The 7538-nt window shown below is 74.0% G+C and carries 7 protein-coding genes; 1 reads left to right on the top strand and 6 read right to left on the bottom strand.

Features of this window, described 5'->3' with window-relative positions:
• Positions 1–39: 39 nt before the first annotated feature.
• The 3 genes from N869_RS03170 to N869_RS03160 all read right to left on the bottom strand — a co-directional run bounded on the left by N869_RS03170 (position 40) and on the right by N869_RS03160 (position 2792).
• On the bottom strand, positions 40–1236 hold the full coding sequence (locus tag N869_RS03170) for a DUF418 domain-containing protein (protein ID WP_156968316.1): 1197 nt from the start codon (positions 1234–1236) through the stop codon (positions 40–42).
• Positions 1237–1332: 96 nt separating this feature from the next.
• Positions 1333–1929, bottom strand: a complete 597-nt coding sequence (locus N869_RS03165; protein WP_408606339.1) for a MarC family protein — start codon at positions 1927–1929, stop codon at positions 1333–1335.
• Positions 1930–1949: 20 nt separating this feature from the next.
• Positions 1950–2792 (bottom strand): PHP domain-containing protein, encoded by an 843-nt coding sequence (locus N869_RS03160; RefSeq protein ID WP_035057701.1) that lies wholly within the window; start codon positions 2790–2792, stop codon positions 1950–1952.
• 59 nt (positions 2793–2851) lie between these two features.
• Here N869_RS03160 and N869_RS03155 point away from each other — a divergent pair, with 59 nt between their 5' ends.
• Positions 2852–4363, top strand: coding sequence for an aminopeptidase P family protein (locus N869_RS03155; RefSeq protein WP_035057698.1), 1512 nt, complete (start codon positions 2852–2854; stop codon positions 4361–4363).
• A gap of 13 nt (positions 4364–4376) precedes the next feature.
• Here N869_RS03155 and N869_RS03150 read toward each other — a convergent pair whose 3' ends face one another.
• The 3 genes from N869_RS03150 to N869_RS03140 are packed head-to-tail and all read right to left on the bottom strand — an operon-like array spanning position 4377 to position 7451.
• On the bottom strand, positions 4377–4886 hold the full coding sequence (locus N869_RS03150) for a general stress protein (protein ID WP_156968315.1): 510 nt from the start codon (positions 4884–4886) through the stop codon (positions 4377–4379).
• 39 nt (positions 4887–4925) lie between these two features.
• Positions 4926–5756 (bottom strand): maleylpyruvate isomerase N-terminal domain-containing protein, encoded by an 831-nt coding sequence (locus tag N869_RS16370; protein WP_052104908.1) that lies wholly within the window; start codon positions 5754–5756, stop codon positions 4926–4928.
• Positions 5757–5765: 9 nt separating this feature from the next.
• Positions 5766–7451 carry a diguanylate cyclase gene (locus N869_RS03140; RefSeq protein ID WP_035057695.1) on the bottom strand — a complete coding sequence of 562 codons (1686 nt, stop codon included), beginning with the start codon at positions 7449–7451 and terminating at the stop codon, positions 5766–5768.
• Between the last annotated feature and the right edge of the window lie 87 nt (positions 7452–7538).

The following is a 7538-nucleotide window of genomic DNA, read 5'->3' as shown; positions in this document are numbered from 1 at the left end:
CCACCCCTCAGCGGGACTGACGACGCGCCGGGGGTCCGGTCACGGGGCGGCACGCACCAGCGTGCCGCCCCTGCCGTAGGTGCCGCGCCGCAGAAGCACCTCGAACGGCCCCCGTCGCCCGGCTCGCTCCAGCGCGACCGCCACCGCGACCGTCGACGCCCACACGCCGACGGCCAGCACCGTGGCCGTGGCGGTTCCCATCTGCGCACCCAGGCCCAGGCCCCAGGGGCTGAGCAGCGGCGCGAGGACCACCGACTGCAGCAGGTAGCAGGTCAACGACCGTCGCCCGACCGCGACCAGTGCTGCCGTGGCGGCCGTGGTGGCCGGGTGCCGGCGACGCCCCTGCACGTGGGACGCCCACCACGCGAACCCGCACACGTAGCCGAAGGCCGCGACCAGACCCGATGCCAGGTGCAGGACCGTGACCACGACGAGCGTCGCGCCGTCCGGTGTCCACACCCTCGCCACGGCCAGTGCCCAGGGCAGGTTCAGGACGAGGTTGACGGCCATGGACCACCAGAAGACGCGTGCGAGGACGGAGCGGTGGTCCCAGGGCCGGTCGAGCCACCCGACCCTGGCCAGGAGGACCCCTGCGACCACCTGCGACAGGAACAGCAGCAGCACGGCGCTGGCGACCACGGAGGTCCCCGAGGAGATGAGGTTCATCACCATCGCACCCAGGTAGCCGTCGACCTCAGGCACCTCCTGCTCCGCGGCGAGCACGTGCAACGCCGTCAACGCGAGGAGCATCAGTCCCACCGAGATCGAGCCCCACATCAGCAGGGTCCGACGGCTGCGGTGCACGAGCAGCATGGCGAGGAGTCCGGTGACCCCGTACGGGGCCAGGATGTCGCCACCGAAGAGCAGCGCCGAGTGGACCAGGCCCAGGGCGATCAGCCAGAGGTGACGCCGGCGCATGATGCGCCGTGTGGTGCGGTCGTCCAGCCCCTTCTCGGTGAGACGGCGCACCATCGTCGCGATCCCGTAGCCGAAGAGGATCGCGAACATGGGCCGGGACCGGTCGTCGGCGAGGAGTGCCACGATCCCGTCGGTGACCCGGTCGGGTCCGCCGCCCTCAGGGCGGTGCCCGATCCCGGTGGGCCCCTCGAGGTACACCCACACGTTGGCGACGGCGATGAAGAGCAGCAGCAGACCACGGGCCACGTCCGGCGCGAGGGACCGTGGCGCAGGCCCGGTCGGTACTGGAGGCAGGGCCGGGGCGGTGGTCGTGGTCACGTCCGGAACGCTAGAGGCCCGGACGGCAGGGTCCCATCAGGGATGCCCCTGGTTCGACCCTGACGTCCGGCACCAGGACCCCTACCCCGGGGTGGGTCAGCCGCCGGTGACGAACGCCCGGATCGCGTCGGCCATCAGCTGGACCGCGATCGCGGCGAGCAGCAGGCCCGCGATCCGGCTCACGAGGATGGTGCCGCTGTCCTTGAGCACACGGTGGATGACGTTCGCGAAGCGCATGGACAGCCACAGGCACAGGTGCACCACCAGGACGCCGACACCGATCGCGACCCACTCCGGGACGGTGTCGGCGCGCTGGACGAAGACCATGGTCGCGACGATCGCCCCGGGCCCGGCCAGCAACGGCGTGCCCAGGGGGACCATGGCCACGTTCACGCCCTTGGTGCCGGACGGTTCGGGCTCCTCCATCTTGCCGGTCAGCAGCTCCATCGCGACCAGCAGGAGCAGGAGGCCGCCGGAGGCCTGGAGCGCGGGCAGCGAGATGTGCATGTAGGCGAGCAGCTGCTGGCCGAACAGGGCGAACCCGACGATCACCCCGAAGGCCACGAGGATCGCCTGCCGCGCGGCACGGTTGCGCTGCTTGCCGGTCATGGCCCCGGTGAGCCCGAGGAAGATGGGGACCGTCCCGGGCGGGTCCATGATCACGAAGAGGGTGATGACGACCTCGGCGAGCATCCGCAGCTCGATGACGTCGTTCACGGGCGCACCACCCGTCCTGAGCCCAGGTCCTCGATCTGCTCCAGGACGTGCGGTGCGGTGAGGTTCTCACCGAGGCGGTTCGGCTTGCCGGTGCCGTGGTAGTCGCTCGAGCCGGTGACCAGGAGCCCGTGCCTGGCGGCGAGGGCGGTGAGCCGGTCCCGGTCGGCCGGGGTGTGGTCCCGGTGGTGGACCTCGAGCCCGACGAGCCCGACCTCGGTGAGGTGGGTGATCACCGGGTCGGGGACGACGTGCCCCCGTGCCCGGGCCGAGGGGTGGGCCAGGACGGGAACACCCCCGGCCTCGAGCACCAGGCGCACCGCGACGTCGGCGTCGGGCGCGTGGTGCGGGACGTAGTAGGGCGACCCGGTGCTGAGGACGGACGCGAACGCGGCGGCGCGGTCGGGGACGTGACCACGGGCGACCAGCGCGTCGGCGATGTGCGGGCGGCCGACCGTGGTGCCCGGGACCATCTGGGCCTCGACGTCCTCCCAGGTGAGGTCGAGGTCGACGGCGATGCGGGCCACGATGTGCCGGGCGCGGTCGGCCCGGGCGGCGCGGGTGCGCTCGGCCTCGGCGAGCAGGCCCGCGTCGTGGGGGTCGTGGAGGTAGCTGAGCAGGTGGACGCTGGTGCCGGCCGCGCGGCAGGAGATCTCGGCGCCGGGCACCAGGGCGATGCCGTGCCGGCGGGCGGCGTCAGCAGCCTCGTCCCATCCGGCGGTGGTGTCGTGGTCGGTGAGCGCCACGACGTCGAGGCCGGCCGCCACGGCGGCGCTGACCAGCGCCGACGGCGTGTCGGTGCCGTCGGAGACCTCGGAGTGGGTGTGGAGGTCGATGCGCACCGCACAAGGGTAGTGCGCGGCCCGTGCGGGTCCCGGCCCGCGGGTGCGACGATGGTGCCATGGGTGACGAGACCTCCGAGCAGCAGGCGCTGACCGAGCGCGGCTCCAACCGGTCACAGCGGCCGACGTCGAACGCGTTCCGGGAGTTCATCGCGGACGGCTGGGCCGAGGGCGGGATGCCGGCCCCGGTCCGGGGACCCGCCGTGGCGCACACCGCGGTGCGGCGTGGGCGCCTGTCCCGGCTCTTCCCCGGCGAGCGGCTCGTCGTGCCCGCCGGCCCCCTGGTCACCCGGTCCAACGACACGGACTACCGGTTCCGGCCCCACTCGGCATTCGCGCACCTGACGGGCCTGGGCACCGACCAGGAGCCGGACGCGGTCCTCGTGCTCCACCCCGTGGCCGACGGACACGACGCGGTCCTGTACTTCCGCCCGCTGGCGGGGCGGGACACCGAGGAGTTCTTCGCCGACTCCCGCTACGGGGAGTTCTGGGTCGGCGCCCGCCCGTCCCTGGCGGACCTGCAGGTGGTCACCGGGATCACGACCGCACCCCTGGACGAGCTTGCGGACGCGCTCGCCAAGGACGTCGGTGACGGTGGTGTCCCGCTGCGCGTGGTCCCGGGCGCGGACCCGGCCGTCGCCGCGCTGGTGGACCGTCTGCGGTCCGGCCCGACCCGGGGCACCGACGCCGAGGCCCACGCGCGGGCCGACGCCGAGCTCGCCGAGGCGTTGTCCGAGCTGCGGCTGGTGAAGGACTCCTTCGAGGTCGAGCAGCTGCGGCAGGCCGTGGACGCGACGGTGGCGGGATTCGCCAAGATCGTCACGAACCTGCCGCGGGCGGCCGCGCACCCCCGTGGCGAGCGGGTCATCGAGGCGACGTTCGACGGCCACGCCCGCGAGGAGGGCAACGCGGTGGGCTACGAGACCATCGCCGCGGCCGGTGACCACGCCACGACGCTGCACTGGATCCGCAACGACGGACGCGTGGAGCCCGGGACCCTGGTCCTGGTGGACGCCGGGGTCGAGGTCGACACCCTGTACACCGCGGACGTGACCCGCACCCTGCCCGTCGACGGCCGGTTCACCGACGTCCAGCGCCGGGTGTACACCGCCGTGCTGGACGCCGCCGACGCCGCGTTCGAGGTGGCCCGGCCGGGCGCGCGGTTCCGCGACGTGCACGCCGCCGCCATGGACGTGATCGCCTCCCGTCTGGAGGAGTGGGGGCTCCTGCCGTGCTCGGCAGAGGAGTCCCTGGCGCCCGAGGGCCAGTTCCACCGGCGGTGGATGGTCCACGGGACGAGCCACCACTTGGGGCTGGACGTCCACGACTGCGCACAGGCCCGCCGTGAGATGTACCTGGACGCCGTCCTGGAACCGGGCATGGTCTTCACGATCGAGCCCGGGCTGTACTTCAAGGCCGACGACCTCGCCGTTCCCCAGGAGTACCGAGGCATGGGTGTGCGCATCGAGGACGACGTGCTCGTGACCGCCGACGGCAACGAGAACCTCTCGGCGGCACTGCCCCGCCGCCCCGAGGACGTCGAGGCCTGGATGGCCGGCCTCCTGGGGTGAACGAGGGTCCCGGTCAGTCGGGGACGCGTCCGAGCCCGGGCGCGTCGGGCTCGGTGAGCAGCGCCCGGGCCTGGTGGGCGTGCTCGGGCTCGCACAGGACCGCGTAGGTGCTGGCCACGATCTGGCTCGAGGACGTGAAGTCCCGCTTGCCGCCGGTCAGGGAGTACGAGATCACCGAGAACAGGATCCCGAAGGCCGCACCGATCCCGACCGCGGGGAAGATCGGCAGGACGGCGCCACCGTCGGCGGCGAACAACGACAGGAGCAGACCGACGAACAACCCGAACCAGGCGCCCGTCGCCAACCCGGCCAGGGCCACCCTGGAGTAGGTGAGCCGGCCGGTGACCCGCTCGACCATGCGCAGGTCGGTGCCCACGATCGTGACGTGCTGGACCGCGAACTCCTTGTCCGACAGGTGGTCGACGGCCTTCTGGGCCTCGAGGTAGGTGGCGTAGGCGGCGATCTGCTCGCCGCGCGGCGGGGTGGGGACCCGGGGGGTGCGGGCGGAACGGGACATGGCCATGACCCGAGGGTACGCGCGGGCCCAGGGGCCCGCGCGGGGTCAGGCGCCTGCCCGGGCCACGACCGCGCGGACCCGGTCGGCGGCAGCGGTGTCGCCGACCGTCGTGAGGTGGCCGGCCGTGGGGTGCCCGGCCGTGGGTTGCTCACCCGTGGCCCGCCCCCACAGCCACAGGTCCAGCTCCCACGCCGGTCCCGTGACGGTCGCCGTGTCCGGTCCCCCGTCGTCCTCGGCGAGGACGGCCAACGTCGCCGGGGCGTCCGGGCCCTCGCCCGCCGTGCCCAGCGCCACGGTCCACTCCTGGGGGGCGTTGCTGCACACCAGACGCACGGTGGTGCCGTCCGCGACGAACGGGGCCCCGGTGCCGGCACCGGCACCGGCACCGGCACCGATGACCCTCAGCGCCTCGTCCACACCGTCCACGGCGAGCTCCACCGCCGGCGGGGCGACCTCGAGACCGGCGGTGAGCTGGGCGTCGGCCCGGTGCACGAGCGCCTCGTGGGCCTGGCGCCGGGCCACCCACGCCACCGTCCCACCCCCGGGGAACCACGACCAGCAGGGTGCCTGCGGGTCCTTCTCGTGCAGGACCGTCAGCAGCTCGGTGCCGGCACGGGCCAGGGCCTCGGCGGGCTCGAGCCCGGCCGACCGGTCCGGCGGGCGGACCTCGTCCGGCGCGTCGCCGGCCACCACCCGCGCCCAGAAGTGCTGGACCTCGGCCAGGTGCCAGGTGAGGTCGTCCGCCGTCCACCCCGGGCACGAGGGCACGGGCGTGGCACCAGGTGTGCGTGCGAGCGCCTCGATGAACCGCTCGGAGTCCTCCCGGATGTGCGCCAGGTAGGACTCGTGCACCAGCGGGGCGGGGTGGTCGACCATGACCAGAGCCTAGGGACCCGCACGCCCGGACGCAGGGGCGGCAGCACCCGGCCCGCTCGCGACGCCGTGACCTGCGGACTCCCCTGCCACGATCGCACCGCGGGCGTACCGGACCTGGTCGCGCCCCCCGTCCTTGGCCTCGTACAGGGCCCGGTCGGCGGCCTCCAGGAGCGCCTGCGGGTCGGGGACGGTGTCGGGGGAGGCGGCGACACCGACGCTGACGGTCACGCCGATCTCCAGGTCACGCGCCGGTGTGAGCGCCGACCCGCACCGCAGCCGCAGCTCCTCGGCCCGCGCGACGGCCTCCTGGGGACTCACCCCGGACATCACCACCACGAACTCCTCGCCGCCGTACCTCACCAGGGCGTCGCCCGGAGCGACGGCACCGGCGAGCGACCGCGCCAGGGTCTCCAGGACCCGGTCGCCGACGGCGTGCCCGTGCACGTCGTTGACGGTCTTGAAGTGGTCGGCGTCCACGATCGCCACCGCCACCTGGGGCCCGCCCTCTGCGGCGGCGGCCGCGCGGGAGGTCAGCACGAGGTCCAGGTGCCGACGGTTGTGCAGGCCGGTCACCGAGTCCCGGACCGCCTGCTCGGCGAGCTCGGCCTGGAGCCGCTCGATGGTGGCGACGTGGTCACGCAGGTCCTGGTTCGCCTGCGCGAGGGCCCGCTCCCGACGCACGTCGTCGCTGACGTCGCGCAGCACCACGACTTCCCCGAGCACTCGACCCAGGCGGCCCACCACGTGCCGGGTGCGCACGTCCAGGACGACCTCCCCCCGACCCAGCCGCACCACCCGGAGTCCCGGTGCGAGCAGCGGGCCGGGTCCGCCGCGCAGCACGGCCAGGGCCACGTCGGCCGGCCGGCCGAGGACGTCGCGGGGACGCGACCCGGCGTCGAGCAGGGTCAGCGCCGCCCGGTTCGCGTCGGCGACGGCCCCGTGCCGGTCCATCACCAGCACGGCGTCGCCCAGGGCGTCCAGGACCTGCGCGCGGGCGATCGGCACGACCCGCAGCGCGTTCCTGCGGACGACGAGGTGCGCGTCGACCAGGCCGACGACGGTGAACAGCAGCGGCGCGAGGTCCGGGGAACCGGCCGGCATGAGGGTGATCTGAACGAGGGCCCCGACCGCGGGCAGCGTGCTGACCGCGAGCATCACCGTCACCCGCGCGCCCTGCATCAGCGGGAGGTCACGACGGACCCGGTGCGCCCGCACGGCCGCCAGGGTCATCACGCCGTAGGAGTACAGGGCGTGCACCCAGAACAGCGGCCCGTAGATCTCACCGTCGGCGTACCCGTCGTCCGAGGGGAGGATCACCAGGTGGTGCCACGGGTTGGTGACCCCCAGGGCGAGCATGACCAGGGGGTGGACCACCAGCAGCCGTCGGGCACGCGACCCGGGGGGGCGGTCGTCACCGGCGACCGCAGCGAGACCGGTCCAGAACGCCGCGACGACGACCGCGACCGACGGCATCACCACAGCCGACAGCGCGACCTCCATCACCGGGCCGTCCGTCAACGCCGCGACCAGGGCCCCCAGCGACCACACCGACGCGGCGACCAGCGCCACCGAGATCGACCGCGCGGCGACCGTCCGGCCACGTCCCCGCCGCAGCACCCCGACCGCGACCGTCACGGCCACGACGATCGTCGTGCCGTAGAGGGCCACCAGCAGCGCGGGCGGGAGCACGGGCACATCACCTCTCGATCCAGAGAGATCCGGGCGCGCGGAGCAGCACCGGTCCACCGGTCCAATCGTCCGGGGCACGGTCGGTGTGAGGCC

It is taken from the genome of Cellulomonas bogoriensis 69B4 = DSM 16987, assembly GCF_000767165.1.
Classification (GTDB): Bacteria; Actinomycetota; Actinomycetes; order Actinomycetales; family Cellulomonadaceae; genus Actinotalea; species Actinotalea bogoriensis.
The sequence above is the reverse complement of the archived record's forward strand: the minus strand, read 5'-3'. Positions and strand labels throughout refer to the sequence as shown.